Below are 23,955 nucleotides of genomic sequence, written 5' to 3' on the forward strand. Positions count from 1 at the left end.
GAACCTACTAGTTATTTTAAGATAATAGCCTTACTATATTTTTATTGAAAAATACTGGTTCTTGGCTTTCAGCTGCTTGATAGAAAGTATCAATGATATTCATGAGATACAATCCATGTTCAGCAGGAGCTAGTACATCTTTGTTATTTTCAATAGCATGGATAAAATGTTCAAACTCACTTAAAAATTTTATATTGTCATTTAAAACTGGTATTACGTCTACACAAGTATCTAGTAACTCTGATTGAATTTTCAGCTTTCCATTGACAAGGTTTGCTCCACCTTTTGTTCCTAAAACCTCAACAAAAGTACGTTCTTCTTCCCTATTTGAAGCCCAACTAAATTCGAAATGAACAGTAGAACCATTTTCTAGGCCCAGGAAACCAGTTGCGCTATCCTCCACATTGAAGATTCCATTGGGTTTCCCTTTATAACCATTACGATTTCTTGTAGTGGTATGAGCGAAATTCTGATAAGTTGCACCTGTAATATACTTTGGTTCAGGCATTCCCATAAAATATAGCGCTAAATCCAGATAATGGGCACCAAGGTCTATTAATACGCCGCCACCTGCAACCTCTTTGTTTGTAAACCAAGTTCCTCTTCCCGGAATTCCACTACGTCTCACCCAGCCTGTATTAATTTTGTAAATAGATCCGAAGTAACCTGTATCAATTAAGTTCTTTAAATAAATAGCAGCATTTGTAAATCGATTGTTTAATCCAACCATTACTAATTTCCCTGATGCATTTTTAGCATCAACGATTCTTTGTGCTTCTAAAGAGTTGATAGCAAGCGGTTTTTCACAATGAACATTTACTCCATGGCGAAGGGCATAAATCGTGATTTCTGCATGAAGGGAATTTGGCGTTGTAACACTAACAATATCTAATCTCTCTTCATTTATCATATCTTGGTAGTTCTTATATACTTTTCCAATATTAAATTTTTCAGCTACCTTCTCTGCTTGTTCTATGTTAATATCACTAATTGCCACAAGATCTACATTACTTAACTGTGCGTAATTACTTAGATGCTTCTTTACCGCATTATTTCCTGCACCAATCAATCCATATCTTAATTTTCTAAGCATCCTAGATCTCTCCTCTTAATCTCTTAATAAGATTTGATTCATATAATTGATTGTGTACAATGTACCTTTTCGTTCCAACTCTCCCTTATAAACTGTCGAATGCGGCTCTATACTTAGTCCACCTGTATAGCCTTTCAGTCGAAGAAGAGAAACAAAAGATGCCCAGTCTGTTTGATCAAGTCCAGCAGGTGGGTCATCCACTCTTACTCCATTCACCATTAAAGAACCTTTTAAGTGAACATGTTCAAATCTATGTCCCCAATCAAGTGTTTCTTGTAAGTAATCACCACCATCATAGTAACTATGGGACGGATCATATTTGATTCCTAAATCTGCTAAATGTCCATGAATCATTTCCCATGCTTTGGCATGATGAACAAAATTTTCTTTTCTACAATTTACAGAAGAAATCTTCACACCTTTAGGCTTTCCATACTCAATCAGACGTGAATAAAACTCAATAGCTGCACAACAATTTGCATAGTAAGATAACTCTTCTATATAATTGCAACCAGCTACAAAATTGTTACACCCTAATTCACTCGCAACATCTATGAGCTTAAAACAATTCTCTAATTCCTCTTTTATTACTTCTCCTGATTGATTAATACGATGTGATTTCCATCTACCAATAGACCCTATTTCAACAACATATTCCTCTTTCCATTTCCGTAAACACCGTCTATTTTCATAGAATTTTTCTACATTGTCTCCTTCATTTACACATAGTTCTATAAAATCTAATCCCATCGTTTTCGCTTTTTGAAAATTCTCTTCCAATGGTTTTGCAATTATACCAAGTTTCATACAAACTCCTTCTTTCTTCTAAATAAAAATATTTCATCACTATTAAGAACTTTATACTCTTATTTTAGATTTATTTTCTCTTACTTTCTCTCATCTTCTTAACTAAGTTAATTCGTTTTTTATTCAAAATGTTTCTTCCAAAAACAAAAGAGATTAAAAATTAACAGGTAATTTTTAATCTCTTTTAGTCAGCCATAGCTTACTTATAGATATCTTTGATATTGATATATAGTACCCGAACTCTTTTTTGGTTTTAACAATGGGCATTGGACATGCTAAGCCTTTTGCATCTAAATTCATAATTGCTTTTAAGTTTTTCATTTTAAACCTCCACATTTATACCCAACTGGGTATTTTTGAAATTAAAAATAATTTATTCTACTTTCCTTCGAAATTGTGTGGCACGACCACTTCTTGAGTAGATAGTATTCTTAGTTGGGAAATAAAATTTCAAATGGACCAGTTTGAATTTCTTTACTTGAATTAACCCTTTTAACTCAATAAAAAATGCTGCATCAAGTCAGCAGCACTTAAAAGAATTTCTTAAATTGTTGTGGGCGAATGAACTTATCTATTCCTATCTTTTTGGAAATCGTTTTTGAAGACATATCTCATTTGTGTAATGCTTATTCGATGTGGAGCCCGAATTGTAACGACAGTGCTTGTTGCCCACTAATTAATTAAAATCACAAATACTAGCACCACGATTGATAATGCTATGATTATTGACAACCATCCAATCTTCACCCTACCTAATAAACGATCAATAATAAAGAAGAAGATAGCAGAACCTAGACCAAAGAACTGTAATACTGCTCCACAGCCGCAGTGTAATAAGAAGGAGACACTTTCACGGGGATAAACTCCTTTAACCATTTTCTTACTAAGCCAGTCACTAAAAAAGGAAGCAAGTATTCCGTATGTAATTACAATTATAAAATTTAAATAATATAAATTGAAATATAAATTGAAATATCGGTTCACTTCGAAGCCACCAAGTACTGAAAAGATCAATGCGAATAACAAACTACTAAGAATAGCAGTTAAAATTTTTCTCTTTAAGATAGTAACGATTTTCCTCACCTCATTTTGTTGACACTATACCTTGAAAGTATCGATGTACTGTGGAGTAGTGGTTATACAATAAAATCATAAATCAATTCAAGCCTTCACTAAATTTTCATAACATTGATTATTTTTAGGCTATGCTCCCACATACCAATATGTCCTGAGCTTATGTGCCACCCCATAGTTGCTTATCGGTTTATGAAAAATGCTTGGCTAATTTCTAACCAAGCATCCTTTTTAGTTCACTAATCAATAATTCATTATAATTAATGGTTATTTTTAACTATATTCTTAACTCCAACGTACGTTGCATAAAAATATGCACCATATATGATTACAAGGAAGAAAGAACTTACTATTATGCTTTGGTAGTGGAAGCTAAAAATTTCACTGACTGCTCTTATTCCAACTATTGAATGAATAATAGCAAGGCCTAAGGGCACCAAGAAATAGATTAAGCTTTGTTTTAGTATTGCTTTGTTTATTAATTTTTCAGGAACACCGATTTTCTTTAAAGACTTATATCGTTCCAAGCTATCACTAGCATCAGATAATTGTTGCAATGCCATAACTGCTGCGCTAGTTATTATAAATATGAGACCTAAAAATAGACCAAGAAATACAATTAATGCTGCTGTACCATTTTCTCTATCGCTTATTTGGTCCTTTGTTTTTCCGATAACTAAAGATGGAGAGATATCTCTATATTTGTCTGTCAAAAAATCAGTAAATAAGTTAGAAAATTTCTCTTCCGATTTCTCAGAGTAATTCTCATCATATATCACATTAAAACTTGTGAACTCTAATTGTAGGCCACCATTAAAGTTATCAGGAATGATGAGATAGAAAAATTCATCACCTCCTGTGCTCTTTATATTCTCCTCTATAGGGGATTCATTCTTAATAGTGTATGCTTTGTCCTCTATATGGATGATATCTTCATTTTTCATATATTCAGGCAGAGCATTATTCACCCGACCGTAATTGGATACAACTAAGACTTCATTCTCCTTTAAATCTATAGCCTCTTGTCCCTTAAGTTTAAGGATTGAATTATAATCCGATTTTTTTATCGCCGATATAGCTCCATCTAAATAATTTTGCTCTAAATCAATTAGCTCCTGACTACTTAAATACTTTGATAACAGGTCCTCTACAGTAAGATTAAGTTTGTATTCACTATAAAAGGAATGCTTCTCATAAGTTTCGAAATGAAAGTTTATTTCTTTTAAATATTCTTCTATATCATTCACCTTTGGGTCTTCGTTTTCATTATCAACAATGAGAAACGCTGAAGCATCAAAAGCTTTACTTCCCGCTGAATTTCTATCAATCGTTCCTTTCAAATCAAACGCAGTGAATAAAAGTGTAATCGTTAAAGTAAGCATAAGGCATATTAGAGTCATGGAGAGAAAGTTCGTATTAATCTTGTTGTTTAGCTGTCTTAATATAAATATATTTATATCCTTAAGATATATCCTTTTGATCTTTTGCACAACATGGATAAAGAAGCTAGAGAGACTGAAAAAGAATAACAGTGTTCCAATAACTCCCATCAGTACAGTGATGAGCAGTTCAGAGTCTTCAGCACGTAAACCAGTTTCTAATATTCTAGTATAAGCAGTTCCTAATAACCCCACAGCTAAAATAAATATAAGCACTGATACAAAAGCATTTTTAAGTTTAACTTCTTCATTTTTCTTTGCAGCATTTAGCATGTCGATCAGTTTGTATTTTGAAATAGTAAACTGATTGAAGATCATCACTAGAAGATAGATTATTCCAAAGTAAACAACTGATTTAATAACAGCATTTAATGAAATAATAAACTTATATTTGTTTAAATCAACCGACAAGATGTTTGCCACAAGGATCGAAAGACCTTGTGATACAACAATTCCGAGTATGATTCCTGCCACAAGGGACAGCACACCAATTAAAAGGGTTTCAAAAATCAAGATTTTTGAAATTTTACTTTTTGACATTCCTAATGTCATATATATACCTAATTCTTTTTTTCGCTTTTTTATCAAGAATTTATTTGCGTAAATGATTAGGCCACCGAGAACAAAAGATACAAATACGGATGTTCCCGCTATAAGTTTATTTAGGGTTAACATAAAGTCAGCATCTTTATTCATTTCTAATATTGAATTCTGGGATTCAATCGAATTGAAACTGTAAAATATACATACTGCAAGGGTCAGTGTAAGGAAATAGATGGAATAATCCCTAAAGCTTCTTTTTACATTGTTAATTGCTATTTTAGAGAACATTGCTGACATCGCCTCCAAGTAAAGTAACAACTTCAATTATTTTATTGAAGAATTCCTTTCTCGTATCATTTCCACGTATAAGTTCATTGAAAATTCTGCCATCTTTAATAAACAAGATTCTATTGGCATAGCTTGCGGTAAAGGAGTCATGGGTAACCATCAGTATCGTCGAATGATACTCCTTATTCAACTTTTCAAAAGAATCCAAGAGCAATCTTGAGGATTTTGAATCTAAAGCACCGGTTGGCTCATCCGCTAAAATAAGAGAAGGCTCAGTAACGATCGCCCTGGCAGATGCGACTCTTTGCTTTTGTCCCCCAGACATTTGATAGGGATATTTGCTAAGTATTTCGGTAATTTCAAGTTTTTTCGCAACCTCTTTAATCAGGTTATCTATTTCTTTAATTTCCCTATTTTGTATTGTTAGGGCTAGAGCTATATTTTCATATGCAGTAAGTGTGTCAAGAAGGTTAAAATCTTGGAATATAAATCCTAACTCGTCACGTCTAAATTTTTCCAAAGCTTTTGCCTTAAGAACCGTAATATCTTTGTTATTTATGACAATTTTGCCTGTTGTTACATTATCAATTGTTGAAATACAATTCAACAGAGTCGTCTTGCCGCTGCCTGAAGGGCCCATAATTCCTAAAAACTCTCCCTCATTTACCTTGAAGCTTATATTGTCAATAGCTTTTGTAATATTGCCTTTATTGCCGTAATATTTTTCAATTTTTTCAACGTTTAATATATTTTGCATACTTTCCCTCCACGATTTTATATTATTTGACTCAAATTTGTACCTATATACCATCTATTTTTTTACATCAAATTCGGCTTTTGTTTCGATAATTTCTGATCCCTTTACATAAATAGTGACACCGTAATGACCTTCTTCAAGACCTTCTGGGATTGTTAGTTTGGCTGAGAAATATTTTGCTTTGTTAATAGTTACTTCTTCCTCAACTAAAAACCTGTTTTCTGAGGCAATTTCGCCTTTGTACCATACGACCTGTGCATTTTTAATCCAGAATCGGTTCCTCTTTGCAGAAAAATAAATCGTATCCTCTGGTGCAAACGAAGTGCTTACCTCTAAAGGTTTCCCCTTGTCATCGACAGATTTTGACATAACACCATCTACAATTTTTGGTTCCGTTACATATTCATACCCAAAGTAAACTCCCATACCTAAAAGAAATAGTCCCAGTATTGTAATTAATGCTTTTTTCAATTCTAATTCCTCCTCCAATTTATTACCTATATGCATCTTATCATTAGACATTAGGAAGAAATATTTGTTTATATTTTATTAAAGTTACATTTTTGCAAGATTATAAAGAGAAACTTTAATTAATGGTGATCCTCATCCTCCAATGATTGTTAGTTGAACCAACGCACTTTGGTGACAATTGATTTTGCGCTAATGCTTGAGGATTCCCATAAGCCTTGGGGTAGCTCACTGCCCGTTAATGCAGGATAAATAAAAAAACGGTTTATAGCTACCGCAAGGCAATAGCTATAAACCGTTAGCATAAACTAAATTAGTGCATTAAGTTGATACTTCCTAGAGGAAAAATTATAATAGCCTTTGTTCCTTCGCCAATTTTTGAAGTCAAGGTAAGCCCTAAACCAAGCTGCTCTGTTAGCTTTTTGCACAAATAAAGCCCTATGCCGGTAGATGTTCCAAACTTTCTCCCATTCTCTCCAGTAAATCCTTTTTCAAAAACTCTATTTATATCCTTATCTATAATACCGATGCCATTATCCTCTATGGTAAGTACGATATTGTTTTCATTTCTAATCGTACTGATTGTTACCTTTGCGTCACGTTCCCTGTTGTATTTAATAGCATTTCCGATCAATTGGTTGACTATAAACTCCAGCCATTTCGCGTCACTATACACCGTGCCTTCTACAGCTTCCATATCAATAATAATGCCTTTGGTTATAAAGTCTCTCGAATTTCTCTTTATTACACTTCTGACAAGATCAGCTAAAGAGACCTCTTTAATAAGATAATCCTTGCTGACATTATTACTTCTTGAATAATATAGGACTTGTTCTATATATTCTTCAATTTTTTTCACTTCATCTTTAATATTTCGAGTAATGTTGTTTTGATTATTTTCTATTATTAATCGAGTTGATGCAATCGGAGTCTTTATCTCATGTACCCATGTTTCTATATATTCTCTATACTCATTTTCTCTATCTCTATAATTCTTTACATGTTCATGCATATCTTTATTTGCCTGGCGCAATACATCATATAAAAGCTTGCCTTCTATATTCTCTGGTTTTTTCATAATTTCAGACAACAGATACTTTTTATCCAAATTATCCATAATACTGTATAACTCGTTATAGAATATTTTCTGTTTAACATATTCTATAATTATATAAGCAAGTATGGGAAAGAACCAAATACAGAAAATCAGAAAAATTAATTTGCTGTTAATATTAATCAGCAGCATTATGCCACATATGATGATGAATAATGTAAAATTGATCAGCAGGAATATAGTTCTGTCTTTTAAATACTCTTTTATACTCATGGAAGGATATATCCTAATCCACGTCTTGTTTCTATGTTTTTCTTCATACCTAACCCTTCAAGTTTTTTTCTCAATCTTGTAACATTAACAGATAAGTTATTATCATCTACAAAAACATCAGCGTTCCACATAAAGTCCATTAAATCGTCCCTTGACACAATCTTTCCTTTATTTTTATATAAGCAAGAAAGTATTTTAATCTCATTTTTAGTCAGTTCTGCTATTTTTCCTTTATATGTAACAGAACCGTTGGATAAATTAAGCATTAAATCATTATAAACAAGTGTATCTCGAATGCTGGACCCTAGAACTCTTCTTAATATAGTTTCAATTCTTACCAAAAGAATTTGTGTATTATATGGTTTAGTAATAAAATCATCAGCACCTAAATTCATACTCATAAGTTCGTCCATCTCGTTATCCCTGCTAGTAACTACTATTATAGGCACATCTGAGATTTTTCTTATTTCTCTGCAGATATAGTATCCATCAAATATGGGCAAGTTAATATCTAAAAGAATTAGATTAGGTTCTTCCCTTAGAGTATCATTAATAATATTTTCAAAATTTGTTGGCGCAACAGCGTCATATCCATATCTGATTAAAAAGGTTTTAAGTTCCTCTCTTATCTTTTCGGTGTCTTCTATAATAACTATTTTTGACATAGGCTCACTTCCTTTGTAAAATTTGTGAATACCTAACTACCTTTTCATTGGAATATTTTTTCTAGGAAAAACATCAGCTATACTAGGTGTAATGCTCAGTCAAAAATATAACTCCAATATTAGGATTCTTTTACACTTATACCATGATTAATAATTTATAACAAACAAATGTATGTTAATCACCCGTATCTCTGTTATTTGATGACACCCTTTTAGTTACACAAAAGGTAAATAGACAAGGACAAACAAAAAAGCAGTGCCACAAGATCCAAGCATATTCAGATTTTAGACACAGCTTTAATATGGTTCTTTAACGAAAATAGATGGACTTTTTATTAAGGAAAAGCACCTGATAGTTGAAGAGTTAAAAAAGAATTTCTCCTATAAAAAATGGAATAAAAACCCCAACAGTAGAAGCAATTACAATTAACCAAAATGTTTTGGAGGTTAGTCTTTCTTTCAGTAACCGACTTTTTTAGAACATTATCGGTTAGTAAAAAAACAACAACTAAAAAGCAAAAAACTCCTTCAAATCTGAAGGAGTTTATTTCATAATATACAATACTGAGAGAAGCTATTTTACTAATGAGTAATGCGTTTTTGTGGAGCTTTTACTTTAAGCAAAGTTAACCCCATGTCAAAAAAATTTTGAAATATTAACAATGTGAAAAATCTATAAAAATAGCTCCTCATTTATTTTACTATAGCTCACTATTTAGATTACTGTAAATGCTTTGGTGTGACGTTTTTATGTACTTTATTCTGAACTTCTGCGAATATATCCTCTTGACTTTCGACCTCATACTTTTTATTTATCGAGTTTAATATTTCGTTTATATGAGATAGTTGGGAATTGCTCGGTATTACATTTATTATTGTTTGTTTGAAATCCTCGAAATCCTTTTTCGTTACAGGTTGAGCAGCCTGTTTTAACTCAAAACCTAATTGCTCATTTGGTTCTAACGTTGCCCATTTTACGTCACTTATTTTAGATACACTATTTTGTCTAAGTTTCATTTCAAGCTGGTCCACTGTTAACCTAAGTTTTTTCAAATTTGTTTCATTTAAAGTACCATTATCAATGACCACCTTTGCTTTACCTGTAATCAATTTCTCAAAGGTATTGGACTTTATTTGTAAAAATTCCATTACTAATAATGTTCCGACCAGAACACCACCAACCAAAATGGTTGTCCAAATATTTTTTCCTGCTACGGGTTGAATTAATAAAGATCCAATTCCAATCATTATAACTGTTTCAGCCAATGTCATTTGTGAAATTGTCTTCCTAACTGCAATTCTTAAAAGTACTGTTCCTGCAATAACAACCAATATTGCTTTCCATATATAATCCCATTCCATATAATAACCACCATTCGACTAAAAAGAATTAATGATATCTTCCCCATATTACCCTTTATTATCCATTTAAGACATATCTATTCTCATTAGTTTCATTCAAGAGAAAAATCTGATTATAATCCATATTTATCTAACGAACGCTATTTAGACTATCTTTAAATCTAGGTTTTTATATACTTTTATTAGGAGAATTATTTAAAATAGTCTTTTGCAATTCGCTCTATAATAGAAGGCACCTTCTTACTTAAGAATAATGGCACCTTTAATGGAATCATTAAATATGATCTTTATCATAAAATCTATTATTTCTTCTACCACAAACCCTTTTGAATAATTTCTACAAACTCAATCCAAGGACACCGCTGTATTTTTTAATTCATTTTACTAATTTTCATATCGAAAAAATCTAAAACAATGATTATTCAAAAAATTATTTACAACCTCCGAAAGGTTTGGTATTGTTTATTACAATAAAATGCCAAAAACAAATAAATGCTAGGAAGAGAAGAGTACAATCATGCAATTCTTCAAAGAGAGCTCCTGTTGGTGGAAAGGAGTAAGAATACTGGTTGGAAGCAAGCCTCTGAGCGGCACATTGGATCCATATGGGTGATGGTGTGACAGGTGCTCCTGTTATTGAGCTAGGGTATAAGTATGGTCTTCATACCGTACCTAAAAAGGATAATATGGTGACATATTGTCAAACTGAGGTGGCACCACGGCGCGCAACAACTCGTCCTCAAGACTAAAAATCTTGGGGTGAGTTTTTTTTATTTTCAAATTTTGCATTTTCAAGGAGGAAATAAAGTTGCGTATAAAAAAGTTAGTAAATTCGTGGAAATACCCTTCTATCTTATTATCCAGTATTGGTATTTCCAGCATTGGAGAATGGGTATATTTTATAGCACTAAATATAATCGTACTTGATAGGATGGGTGTACTTGCTGTTTCAGGTTTATATATATTAAGGGCTTTATCTGCATTATTTACAAACTTTTGGTCGGGTAGTTTAATTGATCGATTAAATAAAAAGCATCTTATGGTGTGGCTAAACATATTCCAAGCAGTGTTTATTGCCTTACTGCCTTCACTTTCGTCTCTTTCAGCAATATATGGAATCGTTTTTTTAATTAGTGTAGCTAGTTCCATCTATGAACCAACATCTGTACCGTACATTACAAAGTTAATTCCTCATGATCAAAGAAAACGATTTAATTCTCTTCGAAGTTTAATTGATTCTGGAGCGTTTGTTATAGGTCCTGCAGTTGCAGGAATGATGTTTATGATTGGAACTCCTAATTTCGCCATATATATTAATGCAATAGCCCTTTTTTTATCAGCATTAATCACTCTCTTCATGCCAAATATTGAAAGAAATGATTTTGTTGAAACAGAAGACGAAAAACTATCCTTGAAGGTATTGCGAGAAGATTGGAAATTAGTTGTTGATTTTAGTCGTAAACACCTGTATATTATGGTCATTTATTTCCTCTTCAGTACAGTGATGGTTTTGGCAACTGCTGTAGATTCATTGGAAGCAGCGTTTTCTACAGAAGTGCTTTTATTATCAGAGAGAAACTATGGATTCCTCGTGAGTATTGCTGGTGTTGGGATAATTGTTGGAGCATTAGTAAACATAATAACTGTTAAAAAGGTTGCTACCTCTTGGCTGATTGGTCTTGGATCATTATTGGTCTCTATCGGTTATATAATCTATGCATTTTCAGACAATTTTTTGATAGCAGCAATTGGGTTTTTTATTCTTTCCTTTTCGATGGCTTTTCTTAACACAGGATTTGACACTTTTTACCAAAATAATGTTCCTGTCCATGTAATGGGAAGGGTTGGTAGTGTATACGGATTCATTGAAGCTTTTTTCACCATCATTTTGACGATACTTTTTGGAATCATGGCTGAAATGATATCCATTCAGTCTGTTATCCTATTAGGAAGCTTAATTATGTTTACAGTAACAATTATATTATTTATCTTTAATACACAGCCCTCGAAAGCAAAATTTTATTCTGAGAAATAATACAGGACACAATTACTCGACAGTACCTATGCTTAAAATAAGACTTTGAATATATCAAAAATACGAATGGCCTTGAGAATGTAATCATTCTCAAGGCCTTTTTGTTGGCAATCTGAACTAATTTTTCAATCCATAACAGTTATCTATAGGCCAATTTCTTATTCAATTAAACGCCCTGTTTCTACTATAAGCAACAAAATACAGTTATTACAGGAATGCTGCCCCGTTAGCGACATAAGAAAATGTCTTCCTTTAATTTAAGGAAAGCTCCCGCTACTTTAAGTAGATTATTAGACAATCATAATAAGTTCTGCAGAAAAAAATATTAATCCTTTTCTACTGAATCAATGCCTTTACTTATTGAAAGTAACTGTTCTATTTAATTTTTTTAGTTAACATATAGCTTTGTTTTATCATTTCGTAAATGTCTTCCTTTGGAACAGTGCCGTCAAGAATTATCGAATTCCAATGGTCCTTATTAAGATGAAATGCCGGAACTACCGAATTGTATATCTGACGCCAATAATCCAAAAAACCGGGTTCACATTTCACATTAATCCAAATATGGCCATCTTTTCCAAATATCCACGCAAACACTTTCTTGTTATCTATATGTCGCATTAACGTCCAATTCTTATCACGAAATGGATAATCTTCATATGTATTACCCATCCCCAAACAGTAACTGATAGCTCCCTCTCTATTTTCCATTGTTAACCTCTTCTCCAAGATAACTTGCTAGTTTTTTAATAAAGTTGCATCCTAATTATAACCTCTCAACACTGTATTGCACTAACTTGCCCCGTTTTTACCATAAGAAGGCTCTCGCTCACAGTTCTCCTCTGAATTTCTGACAAATAAAAAATGCTCCACGTTGTAATAATCATGAAGATTTCTACTCTATATGAATTTTTTCCTGTTATATATTCATAAATTTTAAAGGTCTACCTAGGGAGAACTTAGAATAAAAGAAACACCCTATAAAATAGGGCATAAAAAAGGGAAGGTTTGATGGTGTTGAAGTAGCTTGTACTTCCAACAGCGGAAAATACAACAATTTATATTCCAGTTGTCGCAGCAAGTACTTATCTGAAGGTATTTTACTGGAATAAACAGTTTGATTTAGCAAACAAATATGCTCCAATAACTTCTGTATTACAGCCTTAACAAATGGTGTATATTCCTTCTCCTCATCTATTCAATTCGTTCCTAATCTCCCTGTAGATCTTGTCCTTCTAGTTCTATTTGCAAGAGGATGCTAATTCTTACTAGTACGGAATCGCATCTTGCCATTGAGACCGCACACATTTCATAAATTGAGTGTTAATTTAACAATGTATACATCGTTAAAACGCATAATTAATTCTAATAAAATTGAATAAATCTATTATAAACTGCTCGAGCTCTTTTCGCTTCATTCGTACCATGAATAATAGCACGCCCATCTTTAAAGAAAACAATTCGATACCCCTCAAATTCACATGTAAGCAAATAGTTGTTTAATTTAGGATTAGTAACGTGATTTTCCAATCTCTCCAACAAGCGATGAAGTAAATACGTTTTCCTATTTTTCCCTGGTCGAAGTTGGACAGCATCTCTCCCACATAATACATCTGTTTTGGTCTGGTTTTCAAACTGTAAAAAAGGATGGGATGGATTTTCACTACATGTTGGACAAATTTTATTTTTCAACTGACTCACATTTATTTCCGATTTTTCATTTTTCCATATATCAAATGATTGAAGCATCGGAGCAAGTGTTTCACCTGAAAGAATTTTCAGAACCTGCGTAACTTGTATTGCTGCAGTAACTTGAACGATTGGACTTATTACACCAACTGTATCACATGTCATGTCATTCATCGGTAAATGATTTAATAAACAGTATAAACAAGGTTTATCAATTGAAATAATCGGATATGTAAGTCCATAGCTTCCAACACATGCACCAAATAGAAACGGAATTTGATGTTTCACTGCAGCATCATTCACAATTAAACTAGTTTCAAAATTATCAGTAGCGTCTACGATTACCGAATGATTCTTAATCAATTCTTCAATATTTAGTCCATTAACATCCTCTATGAAACTATTAATAGTAACTTCACTGTTGATTTGCTGCAGCCTTGTTTTGGCAGCAATGGCTTTTGGTAGTTGATTTCTAACGTCTTCTTCTGTATATAATTGTTGTCTTTGTAAATTACTTATATCCACATAATCACGATCAACTATCTTAATGCGTCCTATTCCAGCTCTTACTAACATTTCAGCACTTACAGATCCAAGAGCTCCTGCACCAATAATGATAATACTAGCCTCTTTTAGGCTGGCTTGTGCCTTACTTCCTAAAAACAACTCTTGTCTTGAATAACGAGTCGTCAAAATGTCACCATCCCAGTTGTTGGGCTACTCGCTACAGCATACTCTTTTTCTTCTATTCTTCCAGCTTCAAACCCTAGTCTCCCTGCTTCTACTGCAAGCTTCATTGCCTGTGCCATTTTTATAGGATCTTTCGCACCTGAAACAGCAGTATTTAGTAACACACCGTCTGCACCAAGCTCCATCGAAAATGCTACATCTTTAGGAGAACCAATCCCCGCGTCAATAATTACTGGAATAGTAGACTGTTCGATAATAAACTTTAAATTAAGCGGATTGATAATTCCCTTACCAGAACCAATCGGTGATGCACCTGGCATAACAGCGTGTACCCCAAGTTCTTCAAGACGTCTTGCTAACACGACATCATCGGAGGTATAAGGTAAAACAATGAATCCTTCTTTCAATAACATTTCAGAAGCTTTTAACGTTTCAACAGGATCTGGTAAAAGTGTTCGCTCATCTCCAATCACTTCTACTTTTATCATGTCACACAATCCAGAAGCTTTTGCCAGTTTCGCTATACGGACGGCCTCTTCAGCATTTTTTGCACCAGCCGTATTAGGAAGAAGCGTATATTTAGACAAATCCAGTTGCTCTAGAAAATTGGGTTGGTTATCTGAAAATAAGTTCATTCTTCTCACAGCAAAGGTTAAAATTTCTGCTTCCGATACTTCTACCGCCTTTTTTTGAATATCAAATGATGGATATTTTCCAGTTCCTAATAAAAGTCTTGATTGAAACGTACGATCAGCAATTTTTAACATGTTTCATCCTCCTCCTACAAAATGAATAATTTCAACAACATCCCCATTTGTGAGACTCATTGCTTCATAGTTTTCTTTCATCACAATTTCCTTATTGACCTCAACTACGACAATACGATTTTCTAAGTGATAGAAGGAAAGTAATTGTTTAACCGTATTGGTTCCTTCTTGAAGGTTAACACTCTTTCCATTTAATGTAATCGACATTTATTCACCTTCTTACTAGCAATGGCTGGTGGCGGTCGATTTTAAATGCCTCCACCCATTCATTTTTTATTTGTCTTTTAAGTATCAAATCACGAATCATTTGCCCTGTTGCAGGCGCAAGCAGGATTCCATTTCGATAGTGCCCTGTAGCAAATAAAATTCCTTCTTCTTCAGGATGGTGCCCAATGAATGGTTTTTGATCAAATGTTTGTGGACGTAATCCAGCCCAGAAAGACTCCATTTTCATATCTGCAACAGTTGGCAGCATCGTTTTTGCCTTTACAATAAGCTTTTCCATTCCACTGAGACTAACTTTTTCATTCCAGTCATTCTCAATCATAGTAGCTCCAATCACAACTGTTCCATTATTTCTTGGCACTATATAACAGTGATCGTGAAAGATGGTATGTTTTAAAGTCGCTTTTTCATCTATTACAGATAGGCATTCTCCTTTTACAGGAGTCAATTGTTGGTCTAACCCAAGCTGTTTAAAAAAATGGGTACTCCAAACCCCGTTAGCAACCACAACATACTTAGCTTCAACAGAACCTGTTGCAGTTTGAATAAAAAAACTATTATCTTTCTTTCGAATATCTTGTACAGGAGAAAATTCAAAAAGAGAAGCCCCTAGTATTTGAGCACTTTTAGCAAATGCCTGACATACAGCAAGTGGCATAACATTTATATCCTCTTCTATGTAGACTGCTCCTAATAGATTGGTAGAAACATTCGGTTCCATCTCCCGAACAGAATCTTTATCGAGCCATTTAACAGTCGGTTGAGATAAGATGGCTCGGAGTCCATTTCTTTCAAGTTCATTGTAAGCAAGCTTTAAAATACCACCTTTTCTGAATCCCATGTCAAAACCGCTCAAGTAGTTTAATTCTTCTTTAAGATGAGAATAGGCAAACTGGCTGCTTCTCGCAAAAGGATAGAATACTTCCAAATCGTCATCACATTCAGAATGAGCTCCAAGCATACCACCTGCAGCACTTGTAGATTTAGACCCTATTTGATTACCTTCAAACAATGCCACATTCATCTTTTCTTTTGCTAAATAATAAGCAATCGAGCAACCAATTATGCCACCGCCAATGATGGCTACTTCAAATTTCTGATTCATTATTTATCGCCTCAACATACTGATTTGTCGAATAAATTGGGTTGTCTGAAGAAAATATCCCAGACATCACTGCAATGCCATCCGCTTTTACTTGTTGCAAAACATCTACCTTACTCCATGTAATACCACCTATAGCATATACAGGAATCCTTAGCTCCTCAGTCATTTTGAGAAGAGGCTCTATTCCATTTGGAGCCTTCCCTTTTTTACTATTAGTCTCAAAACAATGTCCATATAAAACATAGTCTGCACCCTCTCTTTGGGCATTCATTGCTCCCTCATAAGAATGAACAGAGCATCCAACCATTAAATCAGGAAAATTTTGTTTAACTTCATGTACAGGAAGACCTTTCTCTGGTAAATGAACCCCTAGTATCCCCATAAGCAAAGTAATATCTAAACGGTCATTTAAGATTATTTTTTCTTTTTTAACACCACCCTCTTCTAGATATTGGAGTAAAGTGATAATCTCTTGAGCTGTTTTTGTTTTTTCGCGAATCTGAACAAAATCAATCTTGTCTTTTATCTTAATGATTGTACTTGCCAGATCACACACTAATTTCCTATCATCTGTTACAGCCATTAGCTTCAACATTATCCCCCCTTAAAAATCCAAATAATCAGCCAATTGAACAACTTCCATCAGGCATTTTTCCACATAAAAAAACCACTCTCCTAAATAGAAAAGTGGTTTGGTTTGAAAGTGTTCACATGCAAACAAAGACAAACATTCTTTACTTTCCTACGCAGGTTCTAACCTGTTCAGGTTTTGAGGGTTTAAAAAGTAACTACTTTATTCTCAGCCCTTATCAAGGGATCCCCTAGAAAATGAATATTTCAACTTATTTAATTATTCTGATTGCATATGTAATTCTAATACATTACTAGATATGTTTCAAGTAAATTCCATTTTAATTTGTCAGGAATGCTGCTCCTTTAGCTTCTGGCCAAAGAAAAAAAAGAGTATCATCCTTTCTAGGATCGATGCACCCATTACGTGAATATTCGACAACCAAGGACTTATTTATCAAGTTCTATTCTTTCCATAATTTACCCAAACCCAAAAAGTAATTACCGCGATAATAGGTATAATACTTGCTATTGTTTCAAGGATTGTTGAATCTTGTATAAAGAAAAGAAACATTAATATTCCATAGGAAATAAATACAATAAAAAATTTTTGCATATCTTTCTTTTTACTCATCCTATCCCCTTCCCGCTCCTATATTTTTATCTAACAGCAACTTTAAAAACTCCATTTTGGGAAAAGATTGATCAAAATGGAGTTACTAGCTTTAAATAAGTATGAGACTTTTATAAAAAAGTTTGGTTATTTTCCACCTATGTTGTTCAAGAATAGTGCCTTTATCTTGAATAAGAGTTTTAATTTCTTCTTTCATCACAAAACTATATTAAACTGTCACGTTGCTTCCTCGATAACCTTTTTACTATAATTCTAAAGCATAAGAGCCCACTAATTAATAGAATTAATATTAAAGGTCCTACAAGTAATCGTCCGATAGTAATTGCATCCGAATCTAGCGTACTTGGATCAAACGAAGTAATCAACCTAAAATAAGGAACATTTAAATATGCCAGAATAATATTTTCTAATATCATGTAAATAAAAGGACCTGTAAACATAACAAAGATATTTTTTAAATATATCCAAAGTACAAAACCAAATGAAGCAACAACAAAACCTATAAATGCCCTCCAACAACTAAGTACAAGTCCATATAAGAACGGATGATTAACAAAATAGTTACCAGCGAAATATCCTATGGCGTAATCCGAACCAAATGGTTTAACATCAGGGATAAAATATAGGGAAATAATTAACCCTATAAAAGATATAAAAAAAGTGATAAAAGCCCCACTGATTGATGAAACTAACCATTTGGAAAGCATGTACTTTTCCTTTGATTCCCTATCATTATTGGAAGAATTATTACCTTTTTTTCTATCACAGAACATTAACCAGCATGCAGTAACTACTGCAAAAAAAGGAAAAAAGAGTCCAAATAACTCTCCTGATTGTTCCCAAACTTCAATATTGTAATTATAGCTAAAACCATATTGGCGAGAAATAACGATCCCGCCACTAAACAATAAAGCTATAAATAAAATAATAAGGTAGGGATACTTTAGCTTAGAAATTTCCATTTTTATTAATTGTAACATATCTACTCCTCCTTAATTGTTCATAATTTAACATCTTTAAAATTTTTCATAGCTTTTCAGAATTGAACATTTTTTACCTTGTTACTACTTATTTGAATCTGCCATTACACCAAATACCGATGTCCGAATCATCTGTAAATCTTCTAGTTTTTTTAGCTCCGCTGCTGTACCCGTTACAACAGCCCCCAATATCATTACATTATCAGTAGATAGAGTGGAAGATTCCCCTTTTAAATAGCTATAAATCCTTTCAAATTCACCAAAATATTCCCCTTCCTTTATGCTTAAACCTGTCTCAATGTCGTTGATAAACCTTTCTTCACTTATAGAAGGGTTACTGTCACTAGGCATCCCTTCAAATCCATACACATTAGATGCCAATTCAGGAGAAGCTGGTATATTTACCGTTGTTCCTTCTACAGTTTCTAAATCTGTCTCTTTAAACATCTCTATATTTGTATATGTATCGGCCCAATACCATTTTAGTGTTACATCATCAGGTATAAATTCGCGCACTTCTTCTGGTGAATATTTTTGGTTAAAGGATAAAGCTATTTCAACTAATAATTCATCTGGGAACTCATTTAGTTTCATTAAATCGTTTCTTATGTAGGTATATGTGACGTCTGGATGATAGAATTCCATCATTCTTTGCTTTGTCTCACGGTCATAATACCTTGTTTGACCATCATTTTCGTCTTTTAACTGTATTGGAGAATGGTCACCTGTTAATCGACTGACTCCACCAAATAAATTATAGGTAATAACTTGGTCGCTCCAGTGTACAGGAATTCCACCGACTTCTTTATATCTATTAAAATATAAAATACCCTCAAATAAGCCGTTCCCCATATTTTGAGCACCTAACTCTTCTACGTTAGGCTGCGTTATTCTACTAAATAATTCAGTGTCACGCATTGCATTCTCTTGACTCCATCTCATGATTGAAAGCCATGAGAATCCTAAAGTAATGAATAAAAAAAACATAACAAATAAAGAGATTACAATATTACGAAGAATGGTTCTTCTTTTCGCCTTTCTAATAATCCTTTCAAACGAATTGCTAGTGGGATTTCCTTGAAAAAGCTCAATAAGCTCCTTTTCCTTTTCACGTTCTTTATAGTCGGTCATGTTTGGTTTGCTCCCTCCCATATATTTCTTTAAAAGACTTCCTCGCGCGAAATAAATAAGTTTTTAACGTTCCCAAGTTTATATCCAACATCTCAGCAATTTCTTCATAACTTAACTCAAGCTCGTATTTTAACAATAATAATTGCTTATAAAGAGGAGTTAGTTGATCTAGTATGACTTGGATTTCTTTTTTCATCTCATGCTGTCGAATATACTCTTCTGGCAGAGGGGATTCATCTACAAAATCAAAGTTTTCAAGAGATACATTAATTTGCTTTTGCTGTTTACTACACAAATCATAATATTGATTAAGTGCTACACGGAATAGCCAGCTGTACGCTTTTTTAGACTCAATGGAATCAATGTATGAGATAAATTTATATAATGCCTCTTGAATAATATCTTCCGCATCGCGAGGATCAGCCCCTATTTTAATTAAGTACTTAAAGATAATTCCTGTTTTTTCTTGCAAAATTTTGTGTAGATCTTCCTCCCGATTCAATAACTCCCCTCCTTCACTTATAAGACTATTAATATCTTAAAAAGTTAACACCTAAAATAAAACTAAATTTAATTTATAACTTTTAATTTAAATACATTGCTTTAAATCGGAACACAATATATGAAGTGTTTCTAGGTCAACTGGCTCAATAAAAGAAGACGTCTTCATAAAGAAGTGCGCCCTTTACTTTAAGAACCCTTTTTCTTTGAACTCTAGTAATTGACAAAAGCTAATAGAATAATAATAATTTTAGATTTGGTTCCTCCTCGTTCCATAAAACCCCACATATTCACTTCACCAATAACTTTAACATAAATATCCAATTATCTTTGGGGAATATTCTCTACCTTCTCACCCTTATTTGAACAAAGTCCGAGTGTATCACATCAATACTGTATACAATTCTAGTTAACATACAAGTATCGGCAATGAAAAAGGATCCTCCACTGGAAGATCCTTTCATACTGTTGAAAAACAAAATTGTCTATGGACAATTTGTGAATATAGAGATAACTCCCCTCTTTACACAACGGAAAACAAGGGGTTATTTATATACTTCACCTATTCATATATGAAATAGCAGATAATCGAAAGAGCGATGAATTAATGGATGATGCTTCGTACCATAGAGAATTTGGAAAAGACCACTTTTAGAAAAATAGTCGTAAAAATCCTCTTATTTTCGTTACTTACATGAAAAATAACAGAAATAGACGGAGATTTACGCCTATTTCCTTAGAACACATGAAATCGAAGGCATTTTCCTACCTTAACCGGAAAAATCCGCTTATTAGCAAGGAAATTAACAGTATATTTGCTTTTAGTCGTAATTCTCCGCTTATTGTTGATGGTTCCTGCAAGTTGGCTGTGGTTTTTTTCAAACAGAATATTAATAAGCTTATTTTTTATCTAGATGATTTATGTTTCAGTGGTGAGAATCCTATGGAATCTGCAAAAGCTTTATACCCTGCAGACAAAGGGGAAACATCGGCCAAAGCTTCTAGCCCCATGAAGCGAACCAAACACCTGTAACAGAAATCAAAACCTTATTTTGCGAGTTCACTACTTATACAAGTTCTCGACACACTCCTGTTATTAAAATTGGAGGCATGTTTCATTGCTTAATCTTTTTTCAACACTGTGAAAGGAATCTCCACTGCAAAATCCTTTACGCTGTATGTTCAAGTAATACAATCTATTGCTTATCTTACAATTTCATTATTATTTTTATCAATTTAATATTTTCCTTTTACATCGATATATATTTATATTGCTTATACATAAATATCATTATTTGGCTCGATTTGATAATTTTCAGAACCACCGCCTAGATGAAAAATTCCCTTATCATCTATCGTTAAAGTACCTGAAAACTTAATCTATAATTAAACGATCAATTCCGACAACGTCTTTACTTTCACGAAATGTCCCGGCGGATACACCAACGACTTTACGGAATACCTTGTTAAAATAGTTGGCATTTGCGTACCCTACTTGGGCAGCAATATCTGTAACAGAGAAGCTCGTTGAACGAAGAAGCTCCGCCGCTTTTTCAATTCTGATTTTGGTAAGATATTGTACAGGTGTCATATTAAGTTGGTGTTGAAACTGCTTAATAAAGTAATATCTAGAGAAACCAGATACGGCCGCTATTTCGTCGAGTGTGATTGGTTCATGATAATGCGTTTGGATAAAGGATAAAGCTTCTGTAATCTGGAGTGAGAAACCTTCTGTTGCTCTTTCAATATTCCTTATGAAACGGTAACACTCCATGATAAACTCATAAGCTTTTGCAGAGGCATAATATGCATCTGTAATCTTTTGCTCATATGCTTCTTGATAGATTTTCAGCAAAAGCTGAATCAACTTTGAATCTGGAGGGATTTTTAAGACAGGACCACTCTGTTCATTCATAAACCGCCAGCAATCGGCGGCTTCTCTTCCCACCAATGTAATAAACATAAACTCCCATCCCTCGCTATCCTTTGGAAAGTAATAACGATGATTACTAGGAATTTCGGCAATGAATGCTTCTCCTGACCTCACTGTATAACTTTTATCCCCTATGTCAAATCTTCCTGATCCTGACAGTGTGTATTGAAACACATACGTGCCGACGTCTCTTCGCTTTAACCCATGCCAATCATATATTTCACCGGGTATTTTCTCTTCCCGACCAAGCACGAAAATATTTGCCACATCGTTAGGGAGCATATCTTGAAAACGAAAACCGTACGTACCATAATCCTTCTCTTGATTCCCCCAATAAGTGAAAGACAATATTTTACCCTCCAATCACACAAACTTACCATTGAGGTTATTGTATATACGTTTTAATATTATTATAACAACATAAAACACAAAGTTGAACACAGGACATCAATTATTTTTTAGAACAATTTTTTATCCTATTACAAGAATTGGATAGATGCTACCTGTTTCGCTTTATAGGAGGTATACTTATGTCAAAAATCACTTTTATTGGAGCTGGAAGTACTATTTTTGCTAAAAATGTATTGGGAGATTGCTTAATGGTGCCTTCCCTTGATGGATTTGAGTTTGCTTTACATGATATCGATGAAAAGCGCTTGAAAGAATCAGAAGCAATGCTGACTAATTTAAGAGACCGTTATAATAAAACCATCCATATTAAAGCATATTCAAATAGGAGAGAAGCATTAATAGGTGCTAAATACGTAATCAATGCTATTCAAGTGGGGGGCTATAAGCCGAGTACAATTATTGATTTCGAGATTCCTAAAAAATATGGTCTTCGTCAGACGATTGCTGACACAGTCGGGATTGGCGGAATTTTCCGTTCACTTCGCACCATTCCAGTTATGTGGGATTTTGCCAAAGATATCGAAGAAGTTTGTCCAGATGTCCTGTTTTTAAACTATACAAATCCGATGGCAGCATTAACAGGAGCAATGTTGCGCTATACAAATGTTAAAACAGTCGGATTATGCCACAGTGTACAAATTTGTAGCGAGCACCTGTTCCAAGCATTAGGAATGGATCATGAAGGAGTGGAAGAAAAAATTGCCGGTATCAACCATATGGCCTGGCTCCTTGAGATCAAACGCGACGGCAAAGATTTATATCCAGAAATTAAACGCCGTGCGAGAGAAAAACAACAAACACAGCATGATGATATGGTCCGCTTCGAGTTAATGGACAAATTCGGATACTACGTGACGGAATCGTCTGAGCATAATGCTGAATACCATCCGTACTTTATAAAGCGTAATTATCCAGAATTAATCCAGAAACTCAATATCCCTCTTGATGAATATCCTCGTCGTTGTGTAGAGCAATTGGAAGGCTGGAATAAAATGCGCGATGAGATGATCAACAATGATCAGCTTGCCCATACCCGTACACACGAATATGGTTCCAGAATTATTGAAGCGATTGAGACGAATGTTCCATTTAAATTTGGCGGCAATGTTTTAAATACAGGACGCTTAATTAGCAACTTATCAGAAAAAGCTGTTGTTGAAGTACCTTGCGTTGCTGACCGTAGTGGAATCACTCCATGCTATGTAGGAGATCTTCCAGAACAGTTAGCATCCCTTAACCGTACAAATATTAATACACAGCTATTAACAATTGAAGCAGCGGTTACGAAAAAAAGAGAGCACATTTACCAAGCAGCAATGCTCGATCCTCATACGGCCGCTGAATTATCAATGGATGACATCATTGCGATGTGTGATGATTTAATTGAAGCACATGGTGACTGGATTCCAAAATTTCAATAATCGCAAACCATTTCGTTCCTATTACAAAAAAAGTATTGAC

24 protein-coding genes, 1 riboswitch and 1 other annotated feature are annotated in these 23,955 nt (G+C 33.7%); of the genes, 3 read left to right on the top strand and 21 right to left on the bottom strand.

Annotation, left to right across the window (positions count from 1 at the left end):
- Positions 1-16: 16 nt before the first annotated feature.
- From F9279_RS04175 to F9279_RS04215, 10 genes are all read right to left on the bottom strand, one after another.
- The gene (locus F9279_RS04175; protein ID WP_152111530.1) at positions 17-1,093 is read right to left on the bottom strand and encodes a Gfo/Idh/MocA family protein; all 1,077 of its coding nucleotides are present in this window, start codon (positions 1,091-1,093) and stop codon (positions 17-19) included.
- A gap of 15 nt (positions 1,094-1,108) precedes the next feature.
- Positions 1,109-1,900, bottom strand: coding sequence for a sugar phosphate isomerase/epimerase family protein (locus F9279_RS04180; RefSeq protein ID WP_152111531.1), 792 nt, complete (start codon positions 1,898-1,900; stop codon positions 1,109-1,111).
- A 174-nt stretch (positions 1,901-2,074) separates the two neighbouring features.
- Positions 2,075-2,221, bottom strand: coding sequence for a sulfurtransferase TusA family protein (locus tag F9279_RS24965; RefSeq protein ID WP_193224454.1), 147 nt, complete (start codon positions 2,219-2,221; stop codon positions 2,075-2,077).
- Between the two features lie 351 nt (positions 2,222-2,572).
- On the bottom strand, positions 2,573-2,983 hold the full coding sequence (locus tag F9279_RS24970; RefSeq protein WP_226793206.1) for a hypothetical protein: 411 nt from the start codon (positions 2,981-2,983) through the stop codon (positions 2,573-2,575).
- 251 nt (positions 2,984-3,234) lie between these two features.
- A complete protein-coding gene (locus F9279_RS04190) occupies positions 3,235-5,244 on the bottom strand; it encodes an ABC transporter permease (protein ID WP_152111532.1) in 2,010 nt (669 codons plus the stop codon).
- The gene (locus F9279_RS04195; RefSeq protein WP_152111533.1) at positions 5,234-6,001 is read right to left on the bottom strand and encodes an ABC transporter ATP-binding protein; all 768 of its coding nucleotides are present in this window, start codon (positions 5,999-6,001) and stop codon (positions 5,234-5,236) included. Before F9279_RS04195 ends, F9279_RS04190 begins: the two co-directional genes overlap by 11 nt.
- Positions 6,002-6,055: 54 nt before the next feature.
- Positions 6,056-6,472: a hypothetical protein gene (locus F9279_RS04200; RefSeq protein ID WP_152111534.1), complete on the bottom strand. Its 417-nt coding sequence runs from the start codon at positions 6,470-6,472 to the stop codon at positions 6,056-6,058.
- A gap of 310 nt (positions 6,473-6,782) precedes the next feature.
- Positions 6,783-7,796 (bottom strand): sensor histidine kinase, encoded by a 1,014-nt coding sequence (locus F9279_RS04205; RefSeq protein WP_152111535.1) that lies wholly within the window; start codon positions 7,794-7,796, stop codon positions 6,783-6,785.
- Positions 7,793-8,461, bottom strand: a complete 669-nt coding sequence (locus F9279_RS04210) for a response regulator transcription factor (protein WP_152111536.1) — start codon at positions 8,459-8,461, stop codon at positions 7,793-7,795. The genes F9279_RS04205 and F9279_RS04210 overlap by 4 nt, the downstream gene beginning before the upstream one ends.
- A gap of 720 nt (positions 8,462-9,181) precedes the next feature.
- On the bottom strand, positions 9,182-9,823 hold the full coding sequence (locus tag F9279_RS04215; protein WP_152111537.1) for a DUF421 domain-containing protein: 642 nt from the start codon (positions 9,821-9,823) through the stop codon (positions 9,182-9,184).
- 488 nt (positions 9,824-10,311) lie between these two features.
- Positions 10,312-10,567: a binding site (T-box leader), on the top strand.
- 70 nt (positions 10,568-10,637) lie between these two features.
- On the opposite strand from F9279_RS04215, the gene F9279_RS04220 reads away from it, so the two are divergent.
- Positions 10,638-11,858, top strand: coding sequence for an MFS transporter (locus F9279_RS04220; protein ID WP_193224452.1), 1,221 nt, complete (start codon positions 10,638-10,640; stop codon positions 11,856-11,858).
- Positions 11,859-12,233: 375 nt separating this feature from the next.
- Here the strand turns inward: F9279_RS04220 and F9279_RS04225 are convergent, their stop codons facing one another.
- The 10 genes from F9279_RS04225 to F9279_RS04265 all read right to left on the bottom strand — a co-directional run bounded on the left by F9279_RS04225 (position 12,234) and on the right by F9279_RS04265 (position 20,151).
- Complete coding sequence (locus F9279_RS04225; protein ID WP_152111539.1) at positions 12,234-12,569, bottom strand: MmcQ/YjbR family DNA-binding protein; 336 nt, start codon at positions 12,567-12,569, stop codon at positions 12,234-12,236.
- Between the two features lie 654 nt (positions 12,570-13,223).
- Positions 13,224-14,240 carry a ThiF family adenylyltransferase gene (locus tag F9279_RS04230; protein ID WP_152111540.1) on the bottom strand — a complete coding sequence of 339 codons (1,017 nt, stop codon included), beginning with the start codon at positions 14,238-14,240 and terminating at the stop codon, positions 13,224-13,226.
- Positions 14,237-15,004: a thiazole synthase gene (locus F9279_RS04235; protein ID WP_152111541.1), complete on the bottom strand. Its 768-nt coding sequence runs from the start codon at positions 15,002-15,004 to the stop codon at positions 14,237-14,239. Before F9279_RS04235 ends, F9279_RS04230 begins: the two co-directional genes overlap by 4 nt.
- A gap of 3 nt (positions 15,005-15,007) precedes the next feature.
- The gene (gene thiS / locus F9279_RS04240; RefSeq protein ID WP_152111542.1) at positions 15,008-15,211 is read right to left on the bottom strand and encodes a sulfur carrier protein ThiS; all 204 of its coding nucleotides are present in this window, start codon (positions 15,209-15,211) and stop codon (positions 15,008-15,010) included.
- A 4-nt stretch (positions 15,212-15,215) separates the two neighbouring features.
- Positions 15,216-16,334, bottom strand: coding sequence for a glycine oxidase ThiO (gene thiO / locus F9279_RS04245; protein ID WP_152111543.1), 1,119 nt, complete (start codon positions 16,332-16,334; stop codon positions 15,216-15,218).
- Positions 16,318-16,917 carry a thiamine phosphate synthase gene (locus tag F9279_RS04250; RefSeq protein WP_226793243.1) on the bottom strand — a complete coding sequence of 200 codons (600 nt, stop codon included), beginning with the start codon at positions 16,915-16,917 and terminating at the stop codon, positions 16,318-16,320. Before F9279_RS04250 ends, thiO begins: the two co-directional genes overlap by 17 nt.
- 139 nt (positions 16,918-17,056) lie before the next feature.
- Positions 17,057-17,167, bottom strand: a riboswitch (TPP riboswitch).
- 194 nt (positions 17,168-17,361) lie between these two features.
- On the bottom strand, positions 17,362-17,538 hold the full coding sequence (locus F9279_RS24975; protein ID WP_193224439.1) for a hypothetical protein: 177 nt from the start codon (positions 17,536-17,538) through the stop codon (positions 17,362-17,364).
- Positions 17,539-17,741: 203 nt separating this feature from the next.
- Positions 17,742-18,518, bottom strand: a complete 777-nt coding sequence (locus tag F9279_RS04255) for a hypothetical protein (RefSeq protein WP_152111544.1) — start codon at positions 18,516-18,518, stop codon at positions 17,742-17,744.
- A gap of 84 nt (positions 18,519-18,602) precedes the next feature.
- Positions 18,603-19,649, bottom strand: coding sequence for an anti sigma factor C-terminal domain-containing protein (locus F9279_RS04260; protein WP_193224440.1), 1,047 nt, complete (start codon positions 19,647-19,649; stop codon positions 18,603-18,605).
- Positions 19,636-20,151, bottom strand: a complete 516-nt coding sequence (locus F9279_RS04265) for an RNA polymerase sigma factor (RefSeq protein WP_193224441.1) — start codon at positions 20,149-20,151, stop codon at positions 19,636-19,638. The genes F9279_RS04260 and F9279_RS04265 overlap by 14 nt, the downstream gene beginning before the upstream one ends.
- A 744-nt stretch (positions 20,152-20,895) precedes the next feature.
- Here F9279_RS04265 and F9279_RS24980 point away from each other — a divergent pair.
- Positions 20,896-21,183, top strand: a complete 288-nt coding sequence (locus F9279_RS24980; protein WP_193224442.1) for a hypothetical protein — start codon at positions 20,896-20,898, stop codon at positions 21,181-21,183.
- A gap of 342 nt (positions 21,184-21,525) precedes the next feature.
- On the opposite strand, the gene F9279_RS04270 is transcribed toward F9279_RS24980, so the two are convergent.
- On the bottom strand, positions 21,526-22,431 hold the full coding sequence (locus F9279_RS04270) for an AraC family transcriptional regulator (RefSeq protein ID WP_226793209.1): 906 nt from the start codon (positions 22,429-22,431) through the stop codon (positions 21,526-21,528).
- A gap of 182 nt (positions 22,432-22,613) precedes the next feature.
- Between F9279_RS04270 and F9279_RS04275 the strand changes: the two genes are divergently transcribed.
- Positions 22,614-23,915 carry an alpha-glucosidase/alpha-galactosidase gene (locus tag F9279_RS04275; protein WP_152111547.1) on the top strand — a complete coding sequence of 434 codons (1,302 nt, stop codon included), beginning with the start codon at positions 22,614-22,616 and terminating at the stop codon, positions 23,913-23,915.
- The last annotated feature ends 40 nt before the right edge of the window (positions 23,916-23,955 follow it).

It is taken from the genome of Bacillus sp. B1-b2, assembly GCF_009183415.1.
Lineage (GTDB): Bacteria > Bacillota > Bacilli > Bacillales > Cytobacillaceae > Niallia.

Coding starts and splice junctions, on each gene's coding strand:
- F9279_RS04175 (WP_152111530.1), bottom strand. CDS start 1,093: ATGCTTAGAAAATTAAGATATGGATTGATTGGTGCAGGAAATAATGCG.
- F9279_RS04180 (WP_152111531.1), bottom strand. CDS start 1,900: ATGAAACTTGGTATAATTGCAAAACCATTGGAAGAGAATTTTCAAAAA.
- F9279_RS24965 (WP_193224454.1), bottom strand. CDS start 2,221: ATGAAAAACTTAAAAGCAATTATGAATTTAGATGCAAAAGGCTTAGCA.
- F9279_RS04190 (WP_152111532.1), bottom strand. CDS start 5,244: ATGTTCTCTAAAATAGCAATTAACAATGTAAAAAGAAGCTTTAGGGAT.
- F9279_RS04195 (WP_152111533.1), bottom strand. CDS start 6,001: ATGCAAAATATATTAAACGTTGAAAAAATTGAAAAATATTACGGCAAT.
- F9279_RS04205 (WP_152111535.1), bottom strand. CDS start 7,796: ATGAGTATAAAAGAGTATTTAAAAGACAGAACTATATTCCTGCTGATC.
- F9279_RS04210 (WP_152111536.1), bottom strand. CDS start 8,461: ATGTCAAAAATAGTTATTATAGAAGACACCGAAAAGATAAGAGAGGAA.
- F9279_RS04215 (WP_152111537.1), bottom strand. CDS start 9,823: ATGGAATGGGATTATATATGGAAAGCAATATTGGTTGTTATTGCAGGA.
- F9279_RS04225 (WP_152111539.1), bottom strand. CDS start 12,569: ATGGAAAATAGAGAGGGAGCTATCAGTTACTGTTTGGGGATGGGTAAT.
- F9279_RS04235 (WP_152111541.1), bottom strand. CDS start 15,004: ATGTTAAAAATTGCTGATCGTACGTTTCAATCAAGACTTTTATTAGGA.
- thiS (WP_152111542.1), bottom strand. CDS start 15,211: ATGTCGATTACATTAAATGGAAAGAGTGTTAACCTTCAAGAAGGAACC.
- thiO (WP_152111543.1), bottom strand. CDS start 16,334: ATGAATCAGAAATTTGAAGTAGCCATCATTGGCGGTGGCATAATTGGT.
- F9279_RS04250 (WP_226793243.1), bottom strand. CDS start 16,917: ATGGCTGTAACAGATGATAGGAAATTAGTGTGTGATCTGGCAAGTACA.
- F9279_RS24975 (WP_193224439.1), bottom strand. CDS start 17,538: ATGAGTAAAAAGAAAGATATGCAAAAATTTTTTATTGTATTTATTTCC.
- F9279_RS04255 (WP_152111544.1), bottom strand. CDS start 18,518: ATGTTACAATTAATAAAAATGGAAATTTCTAAGCTAAAGTATCCCTAC.
- F9279_RS04260 (WP_193224440.1), bottom strand. CDS start 19,649: ATGACCGACTATAAAGAACGTGAAAAGGAAAAGGAGCTTATTGAGCTT.
- F9279_RS24980 (WP_193224442.1), top strand. CDS start 20,896: ATGAAATCGAAGGCATTTTCCTACCTTAACCGGAAAAATCCGCTTATT.
- F9279_RS04275 (WP_152111547.1), top strand. CDS start 22,614: ATGTCAAAAATCACTTTTATTGGAGCTGGAAGTACTATTTTTGCTAAA.